Source organism: Kineococcus anabasis (genome assembly GCF_054590795.1).
Genome location: NZ_BAAIHU010000002.1, coordinates 268,181 through 291,728, shown reverse-complemented (window position 1 = coordinate 291,728; position 23,548 = coordinate 268,181). Strand labels below are relative to the sequence as shown.

The 23,548-nt window shown below is 73.9% G+C and carries 14 protein-coding genes; 4 read left to right on the top strand and 10 right to left on the bottom strand.

Annotated elements, in window-relative coordinates; all coding sequences use genetic code 11:
- Positions 1–120: 120 nt before the first annotated feature.
- Genes ACYQBY_RS04805 through ACYQBY_RS04785 form a run of 5 tightly spaced genes read right to left on the bottom strand, consistent with a single transcriptional unit; the run spans position 121 to position 15,437 of the window.
- Positions 121–1,308 (bottom strand): McrC family protein, encoded by a 1,188-nt coding sequence (locus ACYQBY_RS04805; protein ID WP_459642688.1) that lies wholly within the window; start codon positions 1,306–1,308, stop codon positions 121–123.
- Positions 1,305–3,398 (bottom strand): AAA family ATPase, encoded by a 2,094-nt coding sequence (locus ACYQBY_RS04800; protein ID WP_459642687.1) that lies wholly within the window; start codon positions 3,396–3,398, stop codon positions 1,305–1,307. Before ACYQBY_RS04800 ends, ACYQBY_RS04805 begins: the two co-directional genes overlap by 4 nt.
- Positions 3,395–7,390 (bottom strand): Eco57I restriction-modification methylase domain-containing protein, encoded by a 3,996-nt coding sequence (locus tag ACYQBY_RS04795; RefSeq protein WP_459642686.1) that lies wholly within the window; start codon positions 7,388–7,390, stop codon positions 3,395–3,397. The genes ACYQBY_RS04800 and ACYQBY_RS04795 overlap by 4 nt, the downstream gene beginning before the upstream one ends.
- Positions 7,387–10,239 carry a helicase-related protein gene (locus tag ACYQBY_RS04790; protein ID WP_459642685.1) on the bottom strand — a complete coding sequence of 951 codons (2,853 nt, stop codon included), beginning with the start codon at positions 10,237–10,239 and terminating at the stop codon, positions 7,387–7,389. Before ACYQBY_RS04790 ends, ACYQBY_RS04795 begins: the two co-directional genes overlap by 4 nt.
- The gene (locus tag ACYQBY_RS04785) at positions 10,236–15,437 is read right to left on the bottom strand and encodes a DEAD/DEAH box helicase (protein WP_459642684.1); all 5,202 of its coding nucleotides are present in this window, start codon (positions 15,435–15,437) and stop codon (positions 10,236–10,238) included. Before ACYQBY_RS04785 ends, ACYQBY_RS04790 begins: the two co-directional genes overlap by 4 nt.
- Positions 15,438–15,760: 323 nt before the next feature.
- Between ACYQBY_RS04785 and ACYQBY_RS04780 the strand changes: the two genes are divergently transcribed.
- Positions 15,761–16,690, top strand: coding sequence for a Gfo/Idh/MocA family protein (locus tag ACYQBY_RS04780; RefSeq protein WP_459642683.1), 930 nt, complete (start codon positions 15,761–15,763; stop codon positions 16,688–16,690).
- A 4-nt stretch (positions 16,691–16,694) separates the two neighbouring features.
- Here the strand turns inward: ACYQBY_RS04780 and ACYQBY_RS04775 are convergent, their stop codons facing one another.
- Together ACYQBY_RS04775 and mca are read right to left on the bottom strand one after the other, a co-directional pair.
- Entirely contained in the window at positions 16,695–16,946 is a 252-nt protein-coding gene (locus ACYQBY_RS04775; RefSeq protein ID WP_459642682.1) for a hypothetical protein, read from the bottom strand.
- Entirely contained in the window at positions 16,943–17,830 is an 888-nt protein-coding gene (mca, locus tag ACYQBY_RS04770; RefSeq protein ID WP_459642681.1) for a mycothiol conjugate amidase Mca, read from the bottom strand. Before mca ends, ACYQBY_RS04775 begins: the two co-directional genes overlap by 4 nt.
- Before the next feature lie 114 nt (positions 17,831–17,944).
- On the opposite strand from mca, the gene ACYQBY_RS04765 reads away from it, so the two are divergent.
- Together ACYQBY_RS04765 and greA are read left to right on the top strand one after the other, a co-directional pair.
- Positions 17,945–18,415: a DUF4307 domain-containing protein gene (locus ACYQBY_RS04765; protein WP_459642680.1), complete on the top strand. Its 471-nt coding sequence runs from the start codon at positions 17,945–17,947 to the stop codon at positions 18,413–18,415.
- A gap of 203 nt (positions 18,416–18,618) precedes the next feature.
- Positions 18,619–19,116, top strand: a complete 498-nt coding sequence (gene greA / locus ACYQBY_RS04760; protein ID WP_459642679.1) for a transcription elongation factor GreA — start codon at positions 18,619–18,621, stop codon at positions 19,114–19,116.
- A 6-nt stretch (positions 19,117–19,122) separates the two neighbouring features.
- Here greA and ilvA read toward each other — a convergent pair whose 3' ends face one another.
- Together ilvA and ACYQBY_RS04750 are read right to left on the bottom strand one after the other, a co-directional pair.
- Positions 19,123–20,343 (bottom strand): threonine ammonia-lyase, encoded by a 1,221-nt coding sequence (gene ilvA / locus ACYQBY_RS04755; protein WP_459642678.1) that lies wholly within the window; start codon positions 20,341–20,343, stop codon positions 19,123–19,125.
- A complete protein-coding gene (locus tag ACYQBY_RS04750; protein ID WP_459642677.1) occupies positions 20,340–21,590 on the bottom strand; it encodes an AI-2E family transporter in 1,251 nt (416 codons plus the stop codon). The genes ilvA and ACYQBY_RS04750 overlap by 4 nt, the downstream gene beginning before the upstream one ends.
- A 107-nt stretch (positions 21,591–21,697) precedes the next feature.
- Here ACYQBY_RS04750 and ACYQBY_RS04745 point away from each other — a divergent pair, with 107 nt between their 5' ends.
- Positions 21,698–23,143: a sigma 54-interacting transcriptional regulator gene (locus ACYQBY_RS04745; RefSeq protein WP_459642676.1), complete on the top strand. Its 1,446-nt coding sequence runs from the start codon at positions 21,698–21,700 to the stop codon at positions 23,141–23,143.
- Between the two features lie 30 nt (positions 23,144–23,173).
- Here the strand turns inward: ACYQBY_RS04745 and ACYQBY_RS04740 are convergent, their stop codons facing one another.
- Positions 23,174–23,509 (bottom strand): hypothetical protein, encoded by a 336-nt coding sequence (locus ACYQBY_RS04740; RefSeq protein ID WP_459642675.1) that lies wholly within the window; start codon positions 23,507–23,509, stop codon positions 23,174–23,176.
- Positions 23,510–23,548: the final 39 nt, after the last annotated feature.

The window sequence follows — 23,548 nt, the reverse complement described above, 5'->3', positions numbered from 1 at the left end:
TGCGAACTCCTCACGGCGCGCGGCTCCGCGGCGCACTTCCTGACGGGGCGGGGACGCATCTTCCCCGACCGGGAACCGGAGCCGCAAGGAGGGCCCGCAGACGCCGATACGAACGCGGCCTCAAATGCCGGCGGTGCTCGCCATCGCCTGCGCGATCCCGTCGAGCGCCGCCTCGAACGGCCTCGGCGGCAGGCCGAGGTCGAGGACGTGGGTGTGCACGACGACGCCGCTGCCGCAGACCTCGTGGCGGTGCTCCACCTCCTCGCCCTTGGCGTACACGAGGTGCCCGTGCCCCAGTCCGAGCGCGGTGCAGTAGGCGAGCATTTGGTAGAGGTCCGCGTCCGGGAACCCGCCGGGCTTCTCGGCCTTGTACTTGGCGTCGACCACCCCTACGGCACCGCCGGAGTCTCCGCGCCAGACCAAGTCCGGTTTCATCACGACCGCGCCGTCCACGTCGAGCGGGACCTTCTCCTGGGTCCGCGTCGTGCCGGTCCGGGCGATGAGTCTGACGCCCAGGCCGGCGCAGACGACGTCCTCGAAGACCTTGGCCATGTTGACGACGAACCCCGCGACGTCCAGGCCAGTGCCTCCGGGCTCGAAGGACGTTCCGGACACGATCGCCTCCGCCAGGCGCAGCACCGGCTGCAGCCGAAGGTTTAGCCGTGACGGCAGCCAGGATTCGAGAACCGCGGGCCGCACGCGGGCGACGTCGTCGAGCTCCCGGTCGAGGTGCGCCAGCCTCGTCGCGAGCGATCCGGGCAGGGCGGGCATCCGCCGGCACACGGTGACGGCGGCGCGCAGCAGCCGGTTCTCGGCGGTGTCGACGGTGTAGTCGTCGTAGCGGACCTCGACCGGCACCGGCAGCCCGAACCGCCGGCGCAGCTGGTCGGTCTCGCGGATCCGGCCCCGCACGACGGGCAGGGCGTCCTCGACGGTGCGGTAGCCCTGGAGGAGCCCCGGCCGCAGGGCGTGCCGCAGCCGCCGCTCGTACACCTCCGCGACGGCCGTGAGCAGGTCGGGGGCGGGTGCGACGTCCACGTAGTGCCCTTGCCAGGTCACCCCGCGGGGGCTGTGCTCCAGCAGCCGGACGAGGCGGGCGACGGGCACCTTGGGTTCGACGTGCACCTCCACCTCGCCCACCGCCAGGGCACCGACCTTCGACAGCGGGACGAGCGACCAGGTGCGGGTCCCGGGCCGCGGGCGTGCGTCGACGAACCGGGTCGCGGCCAGGGCGAGCCCGGTGCCGGCGACCAGGTCCACCTCGACGGCGGGGCCGTTCTCCAGGAGGTCGACGCGCCGGCGGGTCATGCCTGCGCGCCCGCGTCGCCGCCCTCCTCAGCAGCGGGCTGGGGCAGGGCACGGAGCAGGGCACTGACGCCGTACCTGCTCTCGACGTCGGTCCCGTCGCCGACGTGCAGTTCTTCCAGCTGCGGCAGGATGCTCGTGCGCCAGATGCGGCGCAGACCCGCCTCGTCCGCGGCGCCGGACCGCATGAGGTACGAGGGCCCGATCTTCGCGTCCCGGTCGGGGATGCGGGTGTTGAGCTGGTCGAGCAGGTCGGCACCCAGCGGGGGGTGTCCCTCCCGCTCCAGCCAGCGGCGCAGCACGGTCCGCAGGTGCGCGTCGTCGGGGTGCAGCGACAGGAAGGCGAAGCGCCGCCGCATCGCCGCGTCGATGCTGCTGATGGAGCGGTCCGCGGTGTTCATCGTGCCGATGAGGTAGACGTTCTTCGGCAGCGTGAAGTCCTTGCCCTCGTCGCCGGACGCGTACATGAGGTCAATCGAGCGCTCGCGGTACTCCAGCAGGAAGTAGAGCTCGCCGAACACCTTGGCGAGGTTCGCGCGGTTGATCTCGTCGATGACGAGGACGTAGGGGCGGCCAGGGTTCTCCCGCGCCTGGTCGACGACCTTGCGCAGCGGCCCGGGGGTGAGGGCGAAGCCGACGCGGCCGCTGTCATCGGCGGCGGTGGGGCGGTACCCCTCAAAGAAGTCCTCGTAGGAGTACGCGGGGTGGAACTGCACGAGAGTGACGTTCGCCGGGTCGGTCAGCGCGGAGGCGACCTCCAGGGCGAGGTACGTCTTACCCGTCCCGGGTGGCCCGGAGAGGATCACCTGGCGGCGCTCGCGGAGCAGCTCCACGAACTCCTCCAGCCAGTCCGTGCCGACGAGCAGGCGGTCCCGCACGTCGGCGGGCAGGTCGCGCAGCTCGGCGACGACCGGCGGAGCGGGCGGGGTGGTGCCGCCCTCCGCGCCGAGGAGTGCCTCGACGGCGTCGGTGACGTCGGTGAGGTCGACGACCGTCGCCGAGGACCGCAACCGTGCCTGGAGGGTTTCCGGCAGCTCGGAGAAGTCGTGCCCGGGGGTCTGCCAGGTCACGGGCCGACGGACGGTGGTGAGCGGGTCCTCGGCGTTCCACGTCGTCTCCCCGGCCACGCGGCCGGCGTAGACGCGGCCCTCCGCCGTGGTGAGCACGGCGTCGCCGGGCTCCATGCGGGTGAGGAAGGCGTGCAGCTCGGCGAGCTTGGCCTTGCGCTGGTTGTAGCTGAGGTGGGCGTAGTCGCGGTCCACCACGGCGCGCAGGTCGTCGAGGGGCAGGCCGGGCTCGACGGGGTGCAGGTGCTGGGCGGCGAGGCTGGTAAACCCCTCGTCGACCCAGCGGCCGACGACGTTGACCCCGGCGACGGCGGAGCCGCGGACGAGCCAGGCGCGGGATCCTGCGGGCGCGCCACCGACGGCCTCGCGCAGCTCGTCGGCCGTGACGCGCTGCTCCTGCGAGGCACGCCCGTAGGCGTCGAACTCGATCCCCTCGCCCTCGAGCAGCTCCCGCGGGTCGTCCTGCCGGTCGGGGTCGGCCCACCGGAAGTCCGGCGAGAAGGCTCCACCGGCGTTGAGGACGCGGTGCGCACCTTCCTGCGCGACGGCGCGCATGAAGTTGCCCACCGACTGCGCCGACAACCCGGTGAGCTCGGCGAGGTCGCCGTACGTCGTCCAGTACCCGACGGGCACGGCGTCCACCGCGGCTCGGACGACCTGCCAGCGCGGGTCGGTGTAGCCGCTGGGCGTGGCCGCGGTCGGACGCCCCCGGCGGTACCGGCGGGACAGCTCAAGCGCGATCCCCGCCAGCGGGAGGGAGGTGAGCGCCGCGCGGCCTTCCGGGGTGATGCGCCACCCCTCGTAGGCTTTCTCGATCCAGCCGATGGCCGCCATCCACCCGGAGGCGAAACGAACGTAGGTGTCGTACCGCGGGTTACCGCTCTTGTTGTGGCTCAGCTCATGATCGTTGAGGTCGACCCGGGCGGCGACGGCGGCGACGACCTCACCAGCGGGGATGGGGCCGTCGGCCTCCGCGAGGACCTCCAGGGCGGTGCGTACCAGCAGATCACGGCGCAGCTCGCTCACGGCTCAGCCTTCCTCTCGGGGTGGCGCGGGCCCTCGCCGGGCGGCGGGTCGAGCGAGGAGACGTAGGCCGTACCGGCGGCCTGCGCGGCGGCGATGGCGTCGTACGCCTCAAGCACGAGCCGGCGGGTGCGGAACTCGCCGTGATCGCGCTCCTCGTACTTGCGCACGACGGCGAAGGAGTCGAGGACGTGCGCCACCTCGCCGCGCTCCAGGCCGTAGACGTGGAATATCGCCCCGTCCAGCTCTGCGCGCAGCTGCTCCCGCCGCGCGGGGATCCACCGGTACGGCGGGCCGTCGTCGTAGAGGTCGAGGGCGTAAGGCTGCAGGCGCCAGGAGGTGTAGGCCAGCTCCAGCACCCGGTCGATGAGCCAGTCGTCGAGGCGCTTCCCCGCCCAGACGGGGCTGTGCTCGAAGGTGGCGGGAGCGGGCATGGCGAGCTGCTTGACGATGAAGTAGGTCATGCCCGTACCGCTGAGCTTCTGCCGGGCGACGTAGTCGAAGACCAGCGAGGACCACACGGCATGGAGCAGCACCGCGTTCCGCGGCTGACCGGGGAAGGCGACCGGGAACTTGTTCCCCACAGCGCTGCGGGGCAGCACGCTGGGGACGAAGGTGCGCGCATCGCTGGCCCGGGCGATGTCCCGCCAGCCGAGCAGCCAGCCGCGGTCCCACCGCCCGGCAAGAGCCTCGCCCACCTCAGCCGCCGCGACCCAGTAGTGTGCCAGCGGCTCGCAATCCGGGTCGTCGTGCTGTTGCTCGGTCAAGCGCGGAAGCGTTCCCTTGTTGAGCTGCGCCTGCGTCGCCTCTGCATAGGTGGCGTAGCGGTGGTCGAAGTGACCGAGCAACTTTGCCTCGTACAGTGGAAGCAACTTGGCTTCGCCACCCCAACCCCACCCGTCGTACTGCAACCCATTGTGCCGCAGTTGATCGTCCGTGCGGAAGAGGCCGGAATCGTTGGCCATGTCCAGCATGCGCTGGAACCGCAACTCCCACAGGTTGCCTCGAGTACCGTCATCCGCCCAGAGCACCGGATGGCGCCGATACACGCCCAGGGTGATCTCCGCGTCGACACGGCTACGGAAGAGCGGCAGGGTGCCCGTATTGGGGTTGAGCAGCAGTACCTCATCAGGGGCGAGGAGGTACCGCCGGTGAGGCACGTCAGCGAGGTAGCGGGTGTAGAAGGCGAAGCGCACGTCCGGGACTCGCTCACCACCGGTCATCGAAGTGACGGCGAACCGGAACTGGTTGTGCACCCCGGCGAAGATCTTCGCCTCGTTCTCGAAGTCGTAGAACGCCGCCAGGCGACCGCCCCGCACCGTGTCCGCGAAGAATGCCGCCGTCGTGGCGTCGGTGGCGAGCCCCGTTGGTGTGACGATGCCCATACGCCCAGACGGCGCGATGACCGTGCGGAAGTGCTCGGCGAAGACGCTGTATGTATTGACGTCCCCCACCCCGCACAGCGGATAGCGCCCGGAGTTCCGCAACAGGCTGCTCGCACCCTCCGAGCGGCGACGAGCCGCGGACCACTCCGCGTGCAGCGCGGGGTCCGTCTCGGGCAGGGCCGCGATAAGCTTCTTGCGCGCGGCGGCGTTCGCGGCGCCCGCGATCTGGGGGGACCGAGAGGCGAAGAACTCCTGCTCCTGAAGCTTCACCCGCTCCCACGGCGGATTCCCCACGCACACGCTGAACCCCCCGGTCCACCCCGTCGCGGTCCCGGCGCCCCCCGCGGGCACGTCGAACACCTCGGGGAACTCCAGGTGCCAGTGGAAAAACCGGTAGTCCTCCGCGAGGGAGTCGACGAGCGCGCCCACCTCCGCCACCTGCCGGGCCTGGTCCTCGTCGCCGCGCGCGAGGGCGTCGAGCACGGACTGCGTCACGGCGGGGAACGCGAGCGCCTTCGGTGCCACGAACGCCGCGCACCACGTGTCCGCGACGCGGCGGGCGTGCCGCAGCTCCGGGGAGTCCGCGTAGGCCTGGTACCGCTGCTGCGCGACGTGCAGGTCCTCCAGCGTGCGCTGCGCCACCGGGGCGGAGGCTCCAAGCCGTTCCCGCAGCGCGCGGTTCGACACGTCGATCGTCTCGGGCGCGAAGAGGTCCTCCTGCCCGGCGTCGCGCTCCAGGCGGTTGCGCTTCTTGAGGATCCCTGCGTGGCCCCGGTCGTCCCCCTCGATGGGGTCGAACGCCGCGTCCGGGATGCCCCGCGCCACGAGCGCCGGGGTCGCACCGAGGAGGGCGTTGCCGACCTTGACGTGGGCGTCGAGGAATGCCAGCGGGCGGCCCGGCTGCAACGCCTCCAGCCACAGGCTGACCTTCGCCAGCTCCGCCGCCATCGGGTTCACGTCCACGCCGTAGATGCACCGGGCGACGACGTCGTGCAGCGCCTCCCGCAGCGAGACGGGCGTCGGGTCCACCTCGCCGCTGCGGGCCACCGCCAGGCGCGCGGCGATCCGCCGGGCGGCGGCGACGAGGAAGTGCCCGCTGCCGCAGGCGGGGTCGCACACCGTCATTGCCAGGAGCGCCGCGACCGGGTCGGCGGACTTCTCTGCGTCGTCGAGCACCGGGTCCAGCGCCTCGTCGAGCACGAGGTCGATGAGGCTCGACGGCGTGTAATAAGAACCGGTCGTCTTGCGGTCGTTCCCGGCGAGCGTCTCCAAGGTGAACGTCCGCGTCAGCGCGTCGTGCCGGGGCACGAGTTCCAGCAGGCTCTCGTAGATCGAGCCCAGTTCCTCGGCGCCGAGGTGGCGGTAGTCCACCGTCCGCCGCTGCTGACCCTTCGGTGACACCACGTGCAAGTGCCGCACCGCCGTGAGCAGCGCGTCGTTCGGCAGGACGCGGCCCGCGAGCAGGCCGTCCAGCGGCCCGGCATCGAACAGGCCACCGACGCCGGGCAGCCCGAGCTCGGGGCGGCCTCCCTCCCGGCCCAGCGCGTCGAGCACGACGGACAGGCCCGCCCACAGGTCGCCGTGCCGGGTGCCGCGACGACGCAATGACAACCGCCGCAGCCGCGCCGTGGAGAAGAACCGGGCGTACCGGTCCGCGGCGACCGGGTCCGCGTCCGGCGACAGGAGCGCCTCCCGGTCCTCCGCGACGAAGAGGAACAGCAGCCGGTACACCAGCCGCAGTAGCGCCCGGTGGTAGTCCTCCAGCCGGATCTCACCCTCCGTCAGCGCCCGGCTCAGCTCCGCACCGTCGGCCCCCTGCAGGAACCCCGTCCCGAGCGCCTCCAGGGCGGAGGCCACCCCGTCACGCAGCAGGCCTAGCGCACGGGTCCCCGACTGGACCGCCACGGTCCGCCACCGCTCCAGCCAGCAGTCCGACGCCGGGCCATCGGGGGTGCGGACCTCGACGCGGGACTGGTGCAGCAGCAGGAACATCAGCGCGAAGTCGCTGAACACCTCCCCGTCGAACATTGCCTCCAGGTCGAACTCGACGTACGACTGCCCCGTCAGCGAACTGGAGTCCCGCAGCAGCCGCAGCACCCGGCCGTTCGACAGCAGGGCCCACAGGTACTCGTCCGCGCGGTTCAGCAGCTCCTGCACCATCGCGTGCGGTGCCCGCTCCGCCGCTCCCGGCACCCCCTTCGTGCGCCGGTCCAGGTCCACTCCCCAGCCGAGGAGGTGGACGGGCACCTGCTCCCACCGGTGCGACACCGCGAACGCCCGGTCCCCCACCGGCAGACCCCCGGCCGGAGTGGCGGGAACGCGGCCGTACCCCAGCTCCCGCAGCAGGACCAGCAGCCAGCGCTCCCGCGTCGCCCCCAGCGCGGGATCCCCCGCCGGCAGGCGCTCACGCACCTGCCGGTACGACTGCCACACCCCCGTCAGGTACGACCACGCCCGGTTCGCGGCCTCCCGCGGGTTCTCCCCCGCCCCCAGGTGGTAGTCCGACGGCGTCAGCCCCCCGAGGTCCGGGTCCCCGGCGACGACCCTGGCGAGCAGGTCCGGCGGCAGCAGGCTCCCCGCGGTGCGGACGGTGGTGAAGGTGTCGCTCACGCGCTGCTCCCGGGGACCGGCACGTACAGGTAGACGCCGAGCACGTCGACGGGCTTCTCCGCGACGACCCGCAGACCCCGGCGGGTGGCCCCCGCGCCGCTGCGCACCCGGCGGTGCGCGGCCAGCAGGCGCTCGGCGTGGGCATCGGCCCGCGCCTCCAGCTCGGGGATGAGGGCGGGGAGGCCGTCGAGGACCCGACTGGCTTGGGCGCGCGCCTGGTCGGCCGGCACGTTCCCGTCGGGGGCGGCGCCCAGCAAGTTGCGCACCTCGTCGTCCGCCAGCCAGACCGGCGTGCCGGGTGGGCCGCGGAACCCCAGGACGTCGGCCTCCTCGGCGACGACGGAGCGGACCTCGCGCCGGCCGGGAAGGTCCAGGTGGAAGCGGTAACGCACCAGCAGCAGGGTCGTGCGCGTCGTGACAGCGGAGGTTCGCACGACCCCGGCCCGGCGGGCCGGACGGGCCCCGGCGTCCAGGGCCGGGTCGAGGGCCGCGTCCAGGACGTGGCGGGCGAGCGCCTCGACGTGCGGGTCGGTCCGCGCGAGGAGCGCGTGCCCGCGCGGCGCCGGCAGGGAGCGGTGAAACGGCAGCGGCTCCGCGTGCCCGGGTGGCAGGGCGTTGCGGACCCCCGCGGTGAGGGTCGCGGTGACCGCGCTGAACCCGTCGCCGGTCGCCGTGACGGACGCCCCGAGCGCCCGCAGGGACTCGGCCACGAAGTGCTCCACCTCCTCGGAGCCGCCCAGCGCGGCGCGCACGGCGGCCACCTCGGACGCGACCTCGTCGGGGTGGATCGCGCGCTGGGCGAACCGCGTGCGGGACACCTTCTCCCGTTCCGCCGCGGACTGCCACGCGCGGTGCAGCTCGTCGGTCTTCGCCGTCAGGCCGAGGTCGAGCGTGAGCTGGTTCGGATCCTGCCCGCGCAGGAGCAGGCCCTCCAGCAACGCCTCCACGACGCTGTCGGAACTGTCCGGCACCGGCACCGACACGCCCGTCGCCCGGCTGATCGCCTGGTGCTTGCGGATGAGGACGTCCAGGACGATGCCGTCGATGCGGTTGTCGGTGCCGTACACGGTGACGGCGCGCACGACCTGGGCTCGCTGCCCGAAACGGTCGACGCGCCCCTCGCGCTGGTCGTGGCGCGCCGGGTTCCACGCGAGATCCGCGTGGACGACGGCCTGGAAGGCGTCCTGGAGGTTCACGCCCTCGGAGAGGCAGTCGGTGGCCACGAGGACGCGCCGGCCCGGCGTGGCCGCGAGGTCCCGCACGCGCTGCTGCCGCTCCGTGGGCGGCAGCGTGCCGGTGACGTGGGCGACCTCCACGCCCACCCCCAGCGCGGCCTCGAGGTGGTGGGCGACGTACTCGGCGGTGTCGATGAAGCGGCAGAACACGATCGGGTCGAAACCGTCGGCGAGCAGCGCCTTGACCTGCGTGATGACGGTGGCGAGCTTGCGGTCGCTCTTCGGTCCCTCCAGCGCCTCCGCCTCCCGGGCGAGGGCGAGCAGGCGCCGCCGCAGCGCCGACGGAGGACGCTGGTCCTCCTCGGCGCCCTCCGGGTCCACGTCCGCGCCGGGGGTGGCGTCGGCCGACTCCAGCCCCTCGTCGTCGCCCGTGTCGAGAACGCTCGCGCGACCCAGGGCATCCGCCTCCGTGGCGTCGACGGCCCCCGCCGCCGCGGCGCGGGTCCGCAGCGTGGCCGCCGCAGCACGCGGCGACGACGCCAGCGTCCGCAGCAACGCCAGGGCGGACCACCACCGGACCCGCTGGTGCAGCGAGCCGTGCTCCGCGTCGCGCACCTGCTCGCGGACGAAGTCCAGCACCCGGTCGAACAGCGCCCGGTAGGCGGGGCTCAGCGTGTAGGGCGCTTCCCGGCTCTCCCGGTCGCCGGGGAAGGCCGTCTCCTCGTCGATGTACCGCCGGATGTCCGCCCGCCGGCGCTGCACGAAGTGCTGGGCGAGGCGGGCGCGGTCCTCCGTGCGGTCCAGGTCGAGCCCGGCGAGATCGGGGTCGAGGAGGCCGAGGAGGTTGCGGAACGCCTCCTCCTTCCCCGAGTGGGGTGTCGCGGTGACCAGGAGCAGGTGCCTGCTGCGATCGGCCGCCAGCTCCTGGAGCAGCTCGTAGCGCTGGTGACGGGCTCGCCGGCCCCCGGTCGTGTCATCGCTCACGACGGTGTGCGCCTCGTCGACGATGACGAGCTCGGGAGCGTGGTTGAGGAACTCGAAGCGCCGAGCGGGCGACTTGATGAAGTCCGTCGACACCACGACGTGCGGGTAGCGGTCGAAGAGGGACTCGTTCATCATCAGGCCGCGTTCGAGGCGGCGGGCAGTCGAGGTGAGGACCAGCTCGGCGTCGATGCCGAACTTCTCCCGCAGCTCGCGCTGCCACTGCTCCGCCAGCGCGGGGCTGCACAGCACCGCGAGCCGGCGGGCGTCGCCCTGCGCGAGGAGCTCGGCGGCGATCAGACCGGACTCGATGGTCTTGCCGACCCCGACGTCGTCGGCGATGAGCAACCGCACGACGTCCTGCCGCAGCGCGAGCATCAAGGGCACGAACTGGTACGCGCGCGGCTCGACCGCCACGCTCGCCAGCGACCGGAACGGGCCGGCCGACGCCCGGAAGCCCACCCGGAGCGCGGTCCTCAGCAGCGCGGCGCTCGACGCGTCACCGAGGTCGTCCGCGGTCGGCGCCGGGAACGTGGCGTCGGTCACCGGCTCCAGGGCGGGAAAGACCCCCGCGACGTCGTCCGCTCCCCCGCCCAGGGGCTGCAGGACGAGGAAGTCGCTCCCGCTGTCGGGGAGGACGACCCACTCCCGTCCCCGCGCGCGGACCAGCGAGCCCACGGCGTACGTCGTCACCGCAGCGCCCCGAACACCGACGGGTACGCCGCCACCGTGTCGTTCCAGTCGCCGTCGTGACGCACGCGGACCACCATCCACCCCTCGTCGAACAACCTGTCCTCCACGTCCGCGTCGCGCGCCGCCAGGAAGGCCGCGTCGTGCACGGGGCCGTCGACGAACACCGCGACCGGGCCGGTCGGCAGGTCGTAGACCAGGTCGACCCGCGCCCCCGCCTCGGGCACCGTCACCTGCGCCCGGTCCGGCAGCCGGAACCCGTGCTCGTCGAGCCAGCCGACGAACAGCCGTTCCAGGCCGGAGTCGGCCAGTCCCGCGAGGCCGGCTCGCTGTTCCTCCCGCGTGCGGCCGCCCGCCCCGGCGCGCACCACGCTGCCCGCGAGGCCGAGCAGCACGTCGCGGACCGCGTGCCGGTCGACGAGCGCGTGGTCGAGCTGGTTGCCGTAGGAGAGCAGGCAGTCGTAGCAGGCGTGCTCGCACCGCTCCCGCGCCCCGGGCGCGTGCTGCCGGTCATCGCCCGTCGCCGGGTCGAAGTGCGCAACCTCCAGCGCGGCCCGGGCGATCCTGGCCACGGCGTCCGGTTCCGCGACGAGACGGCGCAACGCGCCCGCACCACCCTCCGCGGACTCCGTGAGCAGCATGCGGGCGCGGTCGTCCGGATCCGGCAGCTCCTGGCTGTCCAGTTCCGAGTCCTCCAGCTGGAAGCAGGTCTCCGCGCCCCGCTCCAGCGCGTAGCGCAGGGTCGTCGCCGTGACGTCGTCGACCTCGTAGGGCAGCCTGAGCAGCAGGACGTTGCGCCGGTCCTCGACGTACGGGATCACCTTCGCCTTGCGCTGCACGTCCTCCGCGGCGTCGAGCGCATCCGCGTCCACCGGTGAGTCCGCCCGCTGCTTCTCCGCCAGCCACCTGCCCTCGACCAGATCCAGCCAGAAGCCACGGTCCTGCGGCTCCTTCCTCCGGCGCCGGCCGACGTTGGCGACCCGCACGGTCGCGCCGTCGCCGTAGGTGAGCAGCAGCAGCGGCTCGCTGTCCGCCCTTGATGCGGTCGCGTCAACCCGGCCGGGCCGGTCCCCGTGGTCGTGGAAGCGGTACGAGGTCTCGATCTCGTACCCCGAGCGGCGGCGCTCCTCCTCGTCGCTGGAGATCCGCTCGCGCCGGCGGGTGAACACCGTCTGCAGGCGCAGCAGCCCGTAGGTCTTCGCGCCGAGGCGCTCCCCGCAGCCGTCGCACACGTCGGCGCCGACCTGCACGGGGTGGTGGTACCCACACGCGTGGCAGCGTCGTGCCTCCTCCGTGTCGGCGTGCGCCTCGCTGCCCGCGACCCGCGGCAACTGCACGCGCGTCACCTCGTACCGGGCACCTTCGTGGTAGATGAGGGCACCGGGACCGAACTCGCGGATCGCCAGGAAACGGGGCCGCTGCAGGTAGTTCCCGTCCCGGAACCCGCGGGCGCCGGGGACGTACGCCGCCAGGGGCAGGCGGGGGAAGCTGTAGCCGGGGAGGAACCCTTCGCTCGCCAGGTACCGGTAGGAGTAGAAGTCGCTCTGCCCGCGGTCGGAGTCCTCGTTGCGCAGCAGCCCGAGCTGGTTCCGGGCCTCCGCCGCGCGCCGCGTGGCGGCCTCGCGCAGCTTGCCGGGTGCACGCGGGTCGACGGCCGTCCGGTTCTGCACCTGGTACTCCTGCAAGGCGGACCGGTACAGAACTCGCCAGCGCTCGAACGCGGCGTCGAGGTTCTGCGGTGCCCTCGTGACCTGGTCGGCGACCCACCCGTCGTACCACCAGGCGACCGGCTCGGCGCCCTGCCGCCACCTCTCGGCGAGTGCGTGGACGACGTGCTCCGCGCGGACGGTGGCGCGCCGCTGCGCATCGGCATCGGTCAGCGCCCGCCACACCTCGGGAAGGATCCGCAGGGTGGGCTGTTCACCGTCCGCCTCGACGATGTCGGTGATCTTCGAGCGCAGCGACTGGTCGGTCTCCGCCAGCCAGACCGCGTGGACGTGGCTGCGCACGAGGTCCTCGTTCGCCAGGTCCAGCCGGGGAGCCGCGACCGACCCCGCGACCATCTGCCGGGAGTGCCGGAAGTAGTAGCTGTCGTGCGCGTTGCCCGTGGCGCAGTACGTCACGACGAGGGCCGGCTGCCCTGAGCGACCCGCGCGACCCGATCGCTGCGCGTAGTTCGCCGGAGTCGGCGGCACGTTGCGCAACCCCACGGCGTTCAGGCTGGCGATGTCGACGCCGAGTTCCATCGTCGGGGAGCAGAACAGCAGCGGGAGGTGCCCGGAGCGGAAGTCCCGCTCCCTCTCCTCCCGGGTCAGTGACGGGACCTGCGCCGTGTGCTCCTTGGCGTGGAGCCCGGCGAGCGTTCCGGCGATCTCGGAGTAGAGGCTGCGGAAGAAGGGGTTGACGCGGGCGTCGACGTCGGCGTCGAGGGACTTGCGGAGCGGGTCCTGCGCACCGCGGGTCCCGTCACCCGCGATCCAGCGCAATGCCGACGCCTTGACCCGGTAGCCGGGCACACCGTCCACGACGACCACCTGCGCCAGTACGCCGCACTCCTCGAGCACGTCGAAGAGGTCGACGACCAGCTGCTGCGCCTCGTCGGTCCCGAGGTCCACCTCGAGCTGCTTCGCCACCCGCCGGACGTAGCGCCCGTACGCCGTCCGGCCCGACACGTTGAGGTCACCACGGAAACCGCCGGGCCGGCCGCTGCGCGGGAAGGCGGTACCGGCGGCGGCGAGCCGCTCGTTGTCCGCCAGGGCCCACGGCCCGGTGAGCTGCTGGCGTGAGTCCCGCACCAGGCGGTCGAAGCCGGTCTGCGTCAGGCAGTCGACGTCGATCGCGAGCACGCGCCGCAGCTCGTCGAGCAGGATCGTCACGAGTTCCGACCGCTGACCGGCCTCCGCCCGCTCGAGCACCGTGTGCCGACCCCGCCAGACGTCCTCCGCGGCCGCGATGTCCGGCACGTCGGCGTAGCGGACCTGAAGCAGCCCGGTCTGCTCCAGGTTCGGCATCGTCACCCGCCAGCCGCGCTGGAGGTCCGTGTACAGGCGGTACTCCAGCACCTCCCGGAACGCCCGCTGCGCCTGCTCGCGTGCCGAGAACCGCGCCTGGGGATTCGCGGCGTAGTCCCCCATGTCCAGGCCGAGCGCGGCGGCGACGTGCTCAGCGACGGACTCGTGCGTCAGCCCGCCCGGCTGCGCCTGCATGGCTCGCAGCAGCGCACCGCGCAACTGGGTGACCTGGACGAAGTCGTTGAAGTGGCCGCTCTGCAGGGCCGCGTCCTGGCGGTTGTCGACGAACGTGAGCAGCTTGCGGGCGTCCGCCCCGAGCTCCCCCTCGGAGACGGCCCGCAGCGACCGCACGACGCTCGCCGCGACGACGGTGACCGCGGACGAGCGGCCCTCCCGGTCCAGGGTCGCGAGCTTCGCGTAGTCGTTGCCCCGGACCTGCTCGTACGAGACCCGGCAGCGCAGGCAGAAGGCGAACGGTGTCGACATGAACCACGCCTGCAGGCCCTGCCCGGACGGCGCCTCCGTCCCGTCGGGGAGGACCCAGACCCGCTCCGGCAGGTACTTCTCCTTGGTGGCCAGGACCACCGGAGAACCGCTCTCGTCCACCGTGAGCCACTGGTCCGGGAGGCGGCCCTCCTGCACCGGGTCGGCGGGCCACGGCAGGTCAGAGGAGACGTACAGGTATCCCGTGACGGAGTCCCCGCCGGAGGCGTCGACGTCGCTGCGCGGGACGTACCCGCGCGTCCCTGAGCGGGACGTCCGGGCCACCACCAGATACTCCTGGCCGCACTCCCGACAGAAACCCAGCGGCAGCAGGGCCTTGTCCGGCTCCCCCGGCACGCGCAACTGGTAGCTGCTCGTGAGGTGCCGGACGTCCTCCGGCTCCAGGCTGACGTAGACGCTGTCCCCCTTGGACAGGAACTGGTGCAGCCGGAAGGCGAACAGCGGGCGCCCCGACGCCGGCTCCCGCGCCTGGCTGCCCTCCAGGAGCACCGCCCGGATCGCCGCGGCGCACTCGTCCGGGGGAAGCGCGGTCGCCTCCGCCAGCTCCGCAGCGGCCGCCTCGAGGGTCGTCGGCGCACGCCGGACGAGGCGGCCGGTCGGCTCCTCGGTCGTGAGACCGAAAGTGCTCTCGGCCCACGACGCCAGCGGGTCCTCCGCCAGGTCGGCGTACGTCCGGGCACCTCCCCCGCGCGCCGCCCGGACGGCGCTCCAGAGGTCCTCCGGCCGGTGGTCTGCGGGCCGGGTCGCGCGCCGCAGCGTCTCCCCGATGACCCGCTCGGGCGTCACCTCCGCGCCGAAGAGGAGCGTCGCGACCTCCGCCACCGTGCGCTTCTGATCGGCCGTCGAGCCGCCCGACGCCATCGTCGCCGACGTGCCGACGACCTGCAGGTGCGGGCTCGCGCACACGTCCCGCAGCCGGCGCACGAGCAGGGCGACGTCCGCACCCTGCCTGCCGCGGTAGGTGTGCAGCTCGTCCAGGACGAGGAACTGCAGGCCGTGGGCTGCGCGGATCAGGTGCTTGCGCTCGTCGGGGCGGGTGAGGACCAGCTCGAGCATGACGTAGTTGGTCAGGAGCACGTCCGGTGGGTTCGCGAGGATCCGACGGCGCTCCTCGTCGGACTCCTGGCCCGTGTAGCGGTCGAAGGTGACCGGCTCACCGCCCTTGGGGTACCCGAAATGCAGGAACTTCGTGAGCTCGTGCAGCTGCGAGTTGGCCAGCGCGTTCATCGGGTAGACGACGATCGCCTTGACACCCGGCTGGCGGCCTCCGCCGTCCTGCCGGGCCCGCAGCACCCGGTCGACGATCGGCAGGATGTAGGACAGCGACTTACCCGACCCGGTACCCGTCGTCAGGACGTACGACCCGCCCGATTGCGCGACCTCGACGGCGTCGCGCTGGTGCCGGTGCAGGGTCAGCCCCGCCCGGCCTGGGTCGTCGGCGGAGGCTTTGATCCGGAAGATGCGCTCGCACTCCGGGTGCAGGAGCCCTTCCCGTATGAGGTCGCTGATGCTGCCACCCGACTCGAAGCTCGGGTTGAGTGACAGCCACGGAGCCGGCCACTGGTCTCCGGCGTCGAGTGCGGTCTGCACGTGCGCGGCGACCCGCGGATCACGGATCTCGACGAAGCCCGAGGTGAACGCCCGGTAGTCCTCGACGAGCTGCTCGCGCACCGCGAAGACGTCCACGTCCGCGCTCCCCCGTCCCCGCGACGACGACGGTTGCCCCGCCGCACCGACCGCATCTCAGCGTAGCCGCAAGCAATACGACGAACGAGGCGCATGGTGCATCTGAGGACTCATCGGCTACGAGCCGGCGAGCACCGTAAGGGTGCCCGCCTCTCCCGCGTGGGGACGTTGTGCGGGCGGCGCGCGGGCGTGTCACGACACAACGTCCCCCCCTCCAGCCAGCCCCCCCTCCAGCCAGCCCCCCCTCCAGCCAGCCCCCCCTCCAGCCAGCCCCCCCTCCAGCCCACCCCGCCGTCCCCGGCCCCGCCCGGCAGGATGTGCCCATGCAGCCACCCCGCAGGTTCGGCGTCCTGGGCACGGGTTTCTGGGCCGAGGAGTGCCACGGCCGCGCGCTGGCCGCGCACCCCGACGTGGAGCTGGTCGGCTTCTGGGGCCGGGACCCGCTGAAGGCGGCGGCGGTGGCGGGCCGCACCGGTGGGCGGGCGTTCGCGGACGTGGACGAACTGCTGGCCGAGGTGGACGCCGTGGCCGTCGCGCTGCCGCCGGACGTGCAGGCCCCGCTGGCCGCCCGGGCCGCGCGCGCGGGCCGGCACCTGCTCCTGGACAAGCCGCTGGCCCTGGACGTGGCCGCCGCCGACGACGTGGTGGCCGCGACGCGGGAGTCCGGTGTGGCGTCCGTCGTCTACGTCACCTACCTGTTCCAGCCGGACATCACCTCGTGGCTGGAGGAGATGGCGCGGCTGGCCGCGGAGCACGGCCCGTGGGAGGGGGCGCTGGCCCGCTGGGGCGGCACGATCGACGCCCCGGACAGCCCGTTCGGCTCCTCGCGCTGGCGCCGGGAGTGGGGGGGCCTGTGGGACTGCGGGCCGCACGCGCTGTCGGTGCTGCTGTCGCTGCTGCCGCCGGTGGAGCGGGTGACCGCCGCGCGGGGGGTGCGCGACGCGGTGAACGTGGCGCTGGAGCACTCCGGCGGGGCGGGCAGCGCGCTGTCGCTGACGCTGACGGCGCCGGCGGGTGCGGGCGGCTCGTTCGCGAGCGTGTGGGGGCCGGGCGGCCGGCACGAGCTGCCCCGCTTCACGGGCACCCCGCAGGAGGGCTTCGCGCGGGCGGTGGACCAGCTCCGCGCCTCCGCCGCGCAGGGGGCGCCGCACCGGTTGGACGCGGTCTACGCGCGGGACGTGGTGGCGGTGCTGGCCGCGGCGCAGCGGCACCTGGACCTGCCGGTGGCCGAGCGCAGCACCCCCGTGGCCTGAGGGCTCAGGAACCCGGCGGGGGCTCCTGCCGCCGGGCCGCCCGCTCCTCGGCCTCGCGGCGGCGGCCCTCGTAGTTCACCCGGCGCACCCGGCGCACCATGCTCGTGGCGAGCAGGATCACCGCGACGGCCAGGAAGAACAGGGCGAGGAACCCGGGCACGCCGGGGGTGACGAGCTCCTCCGGCGGGGTCTGCCTCGTCGGGGTGGGCGTCGGGGTGGCGGCGAGCAGGACGGCCGCGAGGTGGGCGGCGATCACGCGTCCACCCGCCCGCGCAGGCCGGCGAACAGGTCGTCCTCCGGGAGCGGGGAGTCCACGTGCGAGAGCGCCAGGGAGTAGTCCTCGGTGGGCCACACCTCCCGCTGCAGCTCCAGCGGCACCTTGAAGAAGAAGCCGTCGGGGTCGATCTGCGTGGCGTGCGCCAGCAGTGCGCGGTCGCGGGTCTCGAAGAAGTCGGCGCACTCCACCCGGGTGGTGATCTCCAGGTCGGGGCGGCCGACGCCGCCCTCGTCCATCCGCTGGATCCACTCCCCGAACGGCGACTCCAGGTCCCGCTCCAGCAGCGCCTCGTGGAAGGCGAGGATCCGGTTGCGGGAGAACGTGGCGTGGTAGTAGAGCTTCGAGGTCTGCCACGCGGGGCCCTCGGCGGGGAAGCGCGCGGGGTCGGCCGCCGCGGTGAACGCCGCGTAGCTGATCTCGTGGCAGCGGATGTGGTCGGGGTGCGGGTACCCCCCGGTGGGGTCGTACGTGGTCATGACGTGGGGCCGGAACTCCCGCACGACGCGCACGAGGGCCTCGGTGGGCACGTCCAGCGGTTCCAGCGCGAAGCAGCCCGGCGGCAGCGGCGGCAGGGGGTCGCCCTCGGGCAGGCCGGAGTCGACGAACCCGAGCCACGTCTGCCGGACCCCGAGGACGCGGGCGGCCTCGGCCATCTCGCGGCGGCGGTACTCCACCATGTCGCGCAGCAGTTCGGGCTTGCCCTGCAGCCGCGGGTTGAGGATGTCGCCGCGCTCCCCGCCGGTGCAGGTGACGACGAGGACGTCCACACCCTCGGCGGCGTACCTCGCCATCGACGCCGCGCCCTTGCTGGACTCGTCGTCGGGGTGGGCGTGCACGGCCATCAGCCGCAGCCTCTCCGTCACCGGTGCTCCTCTCGCTCCCGCCGCACCGGTCCCGGGACCCGGTTCCTCCCGGCGGTGCGACGATGGCACCCATCCTCGCCGATCGCGACACGACACCGACCACCGGGAGCACCCGTGCCGACGCCACCGCCCACGCGCGGCCCCGCCGACGCCGCCGCCGACGCCGACGCCGCTGCCGGTGCCAGGGCGGACCGCCTGGCGGAGCGCTACGGCCGCACGCACTCCCGCCCGTGGTGGCGCCGGCCGGTGCCGCTGGTGGCGGCGGTCCTGGCGGTGGGCGGGCTGCTGGCGTGGATGGTGTGGGTGGTGCTGGCGAGCACCGCCGAGCGGGCCGAGCCGACCGTGATCTCCTACCGGGTGCTGGACGACAGCCGCATCGAGCTGCGCTACACCGTGGCCAAGGAGCCGTCGACGACGGTGCGCTGCGTGCTGCAGGCGCTGGACGCCGCCCACGGGGAGGTCGGCGTCGTGGAGGACGAGTTCGGCCCGGGGCCCGCGGAGCTCGTGGACCGCACGACGGTGGTGCGCACCACGGGGCGCGCGGTGACCGCCGTGGTCCGCTCCTGCGGGGTGCTGACCCCCTAGGCGCACCGGCCGCCGGGAACGCGCGGTGGAGCCACTCCCTCGCGGGCAGTAACCTGGACGGCTCAGAGCCGCCCGGTCCCGTTCCCACGGGCCGGGCGCTCGGCGTGAGAGGCGACGCCACCGGGCCCGGCAGACACCGGGCCCCCGCAGCACCCCGTCAGGAACCCGGCGGACGTCCGGGCCAGCGAGCAACAGGAGCGATCGTGAGCGACACCACCAGCGGCAGCGTCACCTGGCTCACCCAGGACGCCTACGACCGGCTGAAGGAGGAGTTCGAGCACCTCTCGGGACCTGGCCGCACGGAGCTCGCCAAGCGCATCGAGTCCGCCCGCGAGGAGGGCGACCTGAAGGAGAACGCCGGCTACCACGCGGCGAAGGAGGAGCAGGGCAAGCAGGAGCTGCGCATCCGCCAGCTGCGGCACCTGCTGGAGAACGCGCGCGTGGGCGAGGCGCAGGTCGACGCGTCCGGGGCGATCGGCGTGGGCATGGTCGTGACCGTGGACCTGGCGGGGGACGACGTGACGTTCCTGCTGGGCAGCCGCGAGGGCGCCGGCGACTCCGACATCGACGTGTACTCCGAGCGCTCCCCGCTGGGCTCGGCGATCCTCGGGCACAAGCCGGGCGACGAGGTGGCGTACACCGCGCCGAGCGGGAAGACGTTCCCCGTGAAGATCAAGGACGCGAGGCCCTACTCGGGCTGAGAGCCGTCAGGAGACGCCGAAGCCCGCGGCGCGCAGGCGCCCGGCGATGAGGTCGCGGTGCTCCGCGCCGCGGGTCTCCACCTCCAGGACGACCTCGACCTGACCGACCTGCAGGTGCGGGTCGGTGCGCACGTGGGAGACGGTGACGACGTTCGCGTCGGCGCCCGCCACGTCCTGCAGCAGCCCGACGAGGCTGCCGGGGCGGTCGGGCAGGGTGACGTGGAAGGTCACGTACCTGCCGGCCGCGGCCAGGCCGTGCTGGAGGACCCGGTGCAGCAGCAGCGGGTCCACGTTGCCCCCGGACAGCACCGCCACCGCCGGGGTCGCCACCTCGACCACCCCGTCGAGCAGGGCCGCCACGGCCGCGGCGCCGGCGGGCTCGACCACGAGCTTGGAGCGCTCCAGCAGCACGACGATCGCCCGGGACAGCGCCTCCTCGGAGACGGTGACCACGTCGTCGACGAGGTCGCGCACCACCGCGAACGGCACGTCGCCGGGGCGCCCGACGGCGATCCCGTCGGCCATGGTCCGCATGTCCCCCAGCAGCACGGGGTGCCCGGCGCGCAGCGAGCGGGGCCACGCCGCGGCCTGCTCGGCCTGCACCCCGACGACGCGCACGCGCTCCCCGCGGGCGTTGACCTGCCCCTCCAGCGCGGCGGCGACCCCGGCGACGAGCCCGCCGCCGCCGGTGCAGACGAGCACGGTGCGCACGTCGGGGCACTGCTCGAGGACCTCCAGCCCGACGCTGCCCTGCCCGGCGACGACGTCGGGGTGGTCGAAGGGGTGGATGAAGGCCGCGCCGGTCTGCGCGCCGAAGCGCAGCGCGGCGGGCAGGGCGTCGTCGAGGCTGCGCCCGGCGAAGCGGACCTCGGCGCCGTAGCCGCGGGTGGCCTGCACCTTGGGGATGCTGGCGCCCTCGGGCATGAAGACGGTCGCGCGGGTGCCGAGCAGGCGCGCGGCGAGGGCGACGCCCTGGGCGTGGTTGCCGGCGCTGGCCGCCACGACGCCGCGGGCCCGCTCGTCGGCGGGCAGCCGAGCGATCCGCACGTACGCACCGCGGATCTTGAAGGAGCCGGCGCGCTGGAGGTTCTCGCACTTCAGCAGCACCTCCCCGCCGAGACGCTCGGAGAGCAGCCGGCTGCGCACCAGCGGGGTGCGGCGCACGACCTCCTCGACGAGGGGCCGGGCGGCGAGGACGTCCGCGCGCGCCACCCGGGGTGGGTTCACGGCGTGTTCCCCGGTTCCCCCACGGGCGTGGGCGCCGGCTGGTCCGGTGCCAGGGGCGCGTCGCTGCGCTCGATGTCGCGGACCTCCTCGGGCTCCCGCCCGCCGCGCACGACGGTGCTCACGAGGGTGTTGGCCATCGCCACGAGCGGCACCGCGAACAGGGCGCCGACGATGCCGACGAGGGTGGCCCCGGAGGCCACCGCGAGGATCACCGCGAGCGGGTGGACCGCCACGGCGTGCCCCATCAGGAAGGGCTGCAGGACGTGGCCCTCGACCTGCTGCACCCCGATCACCACGGCCAGCATGGCGAGGGCCACGAACGGGCCGTGCGCGACGAAGGCGACGAGGACGGCCACGGTGCCCGCCAGCAGCGCCCCGACGATGGGCACGAAGGCGCCGAGGAACACCAGCACCGCCAGCGGCACCGCGAGCGGCACCTGCAGGGCGAGGGCGCCGATCCCCACGCCGATGCCGTCGACGAGGGCCACGACGATCGTGGCGCGCATGTAGTGGATGAGGGTCAGCCAGGACGCGCGGGCGCCCGCGTCGAGCGGCTCCTGCGCCGCCTGCGGGAGCAGGTGCAGGCACCAGGCCCAGATCCGCCGCCCGTCGAGCAGGAAGAAGAACGCGGTGAACAGGGCGATGAAGAAGCCCGCGACCACGTGGCCGGCGGTCACCGCGAAGCCGAGGGCGCCGGAGACGATGGTGCCCTGGTTGTTGCGCAGCGCGTCCTGGGCGCGGCCGACGTACTCGGAGACCGCCTGGTTGGACAGCTGCAGGGGGCCGGTGGCGAGCCAGCGCTCCACCTCGTTCACACCCTCCACCGCCTGCGCCTGCAGCTGGGTGAAGCCGTCGGCGACCTGCTGCCCGACCATCGTGATGAGGGCGCCGACGAGGGCGAGGGCGCCGAGCAGCGTGACGACGGCGGCGACGGGGCGGGGCACCCCCCGCTCGGCGGCGAAGGAGACGACCGGGCCGAGCAGCGCGGCCACGAGGACCGCGACGAGGACGGGGATGAGGACCTCGGAGACCTTGCTCAGCCCGTAGCCGAGCAGGGCCACGCCCGCCACGACGACGATGAAGCGCCACGACCACTCCGAGGCGATGCGCAGGGCGGGGGTGACGTCGGAGTCGCGCTGCACCGGCCGCCACACGACGCGGCTCACCGCCGCCGCGGGCCGGGCGCCGGCGGCCTGGGTCGCGGACGGGCTGGTGGGCGGGCCTGGGGACGCGCCGGGTTTCGCCATGCACGGATTCTGGCCCCGCCCCCGCCCGGTGCCCATCCCGGGGGCGGGGGCGCGCCGCGGCGGGCCCGTACTCGCCGTGGAGCCGGTGCCGACGTACGGTCGCTTCCGTGACCCCCGGTGCCGCCGCCACGCTCACCCCGCCCGTTCCGCCCGCCTCCCTGCCCACGACGCTCGGCGCGCTGCGCGCCTCCGGCCACCAGCACGTCAGCGTCAAGGAGGAGCTGCGCCGCAACCTCCTCGCCCGGATGCGCTCGGGCGAGACGCGCTTCCCCGGCGTCGTCGGCTTCGACGAGACGGTGCTGCCGGAGCTGGAGCGCGCCCTGCTCGCCGGCCACGACGTCGTCCTGCTGGGCGAGCGCGGCCAGGGCAAGACGCGCCTGCTGCGCTCCCTGGTGGGGCTGCTGGACGAGTGGACCCCCGTGCTCGCCGGCAGCGAGCTCAACGAGCACCCGTACGCGCCGCTGACGGCGGCCTCGCGCCGGCGGGCCGCGGAGCTGGGCGAGGACCTGCCCGTGACGTGGCTGCACCGCAGCCTGCGCTACGGGGAGAAGCTCGCCACGCCGGACACCTCCGTGGGCGACCTCATCGGCGACGTGGACCCGGTGAAGGTCGCGGAGGGCCGGACCCTCGGGGACCCGGAGACCATCCACTTCGGGCTCGTGCCGCGCACCAACCGCGGGATCTTCGCGGTGAACGAGCTGCCCGACCTCGCCGAGCGCATCCAGGTCTCGCTGCTCAACGTGCTGGAGGAGCGCGACGTGCAGGTCCGCGGCTACCAGCTGCGCCTGCCGCTGGACCTGTTGCTGGTGGCCAGCGCCAACCCGGAGGACTACACCAACCGCGGCCGGATCATCACGCCGCTGAAGGACCGCTTCGGGGCGGAGGTGCGCACGCACTACCCGCTGGAGGTGGACCTGGAGGTGGCGCTGGTGCGGCAGGAGGCCCGGCTCGTCGCGGAGGTCCCCGACCACCTGGTGGAGGTCCTGGCCCGCTTCACCCGCGGGGTGCGCGAGTCCCCTGCGGTGGACCCGGCCTCGGGGGTCTCGGCGCGCTTCTCCATCGCCGCGGCCGAGACGGCGGCGGCGGCGGCGCTGCGCCGCTCGGCGCTGGCCGGGGAGGACGAGGCCGTGGCGCGGGTGGGGGACCTGCTGACGGTGGTGACGGTCCTCGGCGGCAAGGTGGAGTTCGAGCAGGGCGAGGAGGGCCGCGAGGTCGAGGTCCTGGCGCACCTGCTGCGCTCGGCGGTGGCGGAGACGTTCCGCGCGCGCCTGGCCGGTGCGGACCTGTCGGGGTTCACCGAGCTGATGCGCGACGGGCGGACGGTGGAGACGGGCGACCTGGTGCCCGCCAAGCGGCTGCTGGAGCAGGTCGGCCCCGTCAGCGGCCTGGGGCGGGTGCTGGAGCGCCTCGGCCTGCAGGACGCCACCGCCGGTCAGGCCGCGTCGGGGGTGGAGTTCGTGCTGGAGTCGCTGCACCTGACGCGGCGCCTGGCGAAGGACGAGCTGGACGACGGGCGCAGCGTGTACGGGGCGGGCGGCCCGGCGGAGCGCTGAACCCCTCCCCGGCGGGGCGGGGTGCGGGCCTCAGCCCTCGCCCCAGCCGCCGAACGTCCGGTTCGGGCAGACGAGGTCGCAGGCGCTGACGCCGGCGGCCTCGGCCTGGCGGGTGGCCGCCTCGGCGCGCTCCACGCACAGCGGGCAGACCTCGGTCTCGGGGGGCAGGGCGAGGTGGATGCGCTGGTCGCGGCAGTCCACCCCGCACAGGGCGTACAGGGGCCCGTCGGTGGCGGCGGCCAGCAGCGCGTCGCAGCAGCCGATGTGCAGGACGTCGTCCTCGGAGGGCGCGGGCGCCGCCTCGGCGGGGGCGGGGGCGGTGTGGGTGCCGCCCGCGGGGCCGGCCGCCGCTGCGGTGGAGCGCATGGCAGGCAGCGTAGGCCGCGCCGGGCGGCGGGGGCCCAC

Bases quoted from the DNA above. Each gene is read 5' to 3' on its own strand.
- ACYQBY_RS04750 (WP_459642677.1), bottom strand. From the start codon at position 21,590: ATGGCGAAACCCGGCGCGTCCCCAGGCCCGCCCACCAGCCCGTCCGCG.
- ACYQBY_RS04805 (WP_459642688.1), bottom strand. From the start codon at position 1,308: ATGACCCGCCGGCGCGTCGACCTCCTGGAGAACGGCCCCGCCGTCGAG.
- ACYQBY_RS04740 (WP_459642675.1), bottom strand. From the start codon at position 23,509: ATGCGCTCCACCGCAGCGGCGGCCGGCCCCGCGGGCGGCACCCACACC.
- ACYQBY_RS04780 (WP_459642683.1), top strand. From the start codon at position 15,761: ATGCAGCCACCCCGCAGGTTCGGCGTCCTGGGCACGGGTTTCTGGGCC.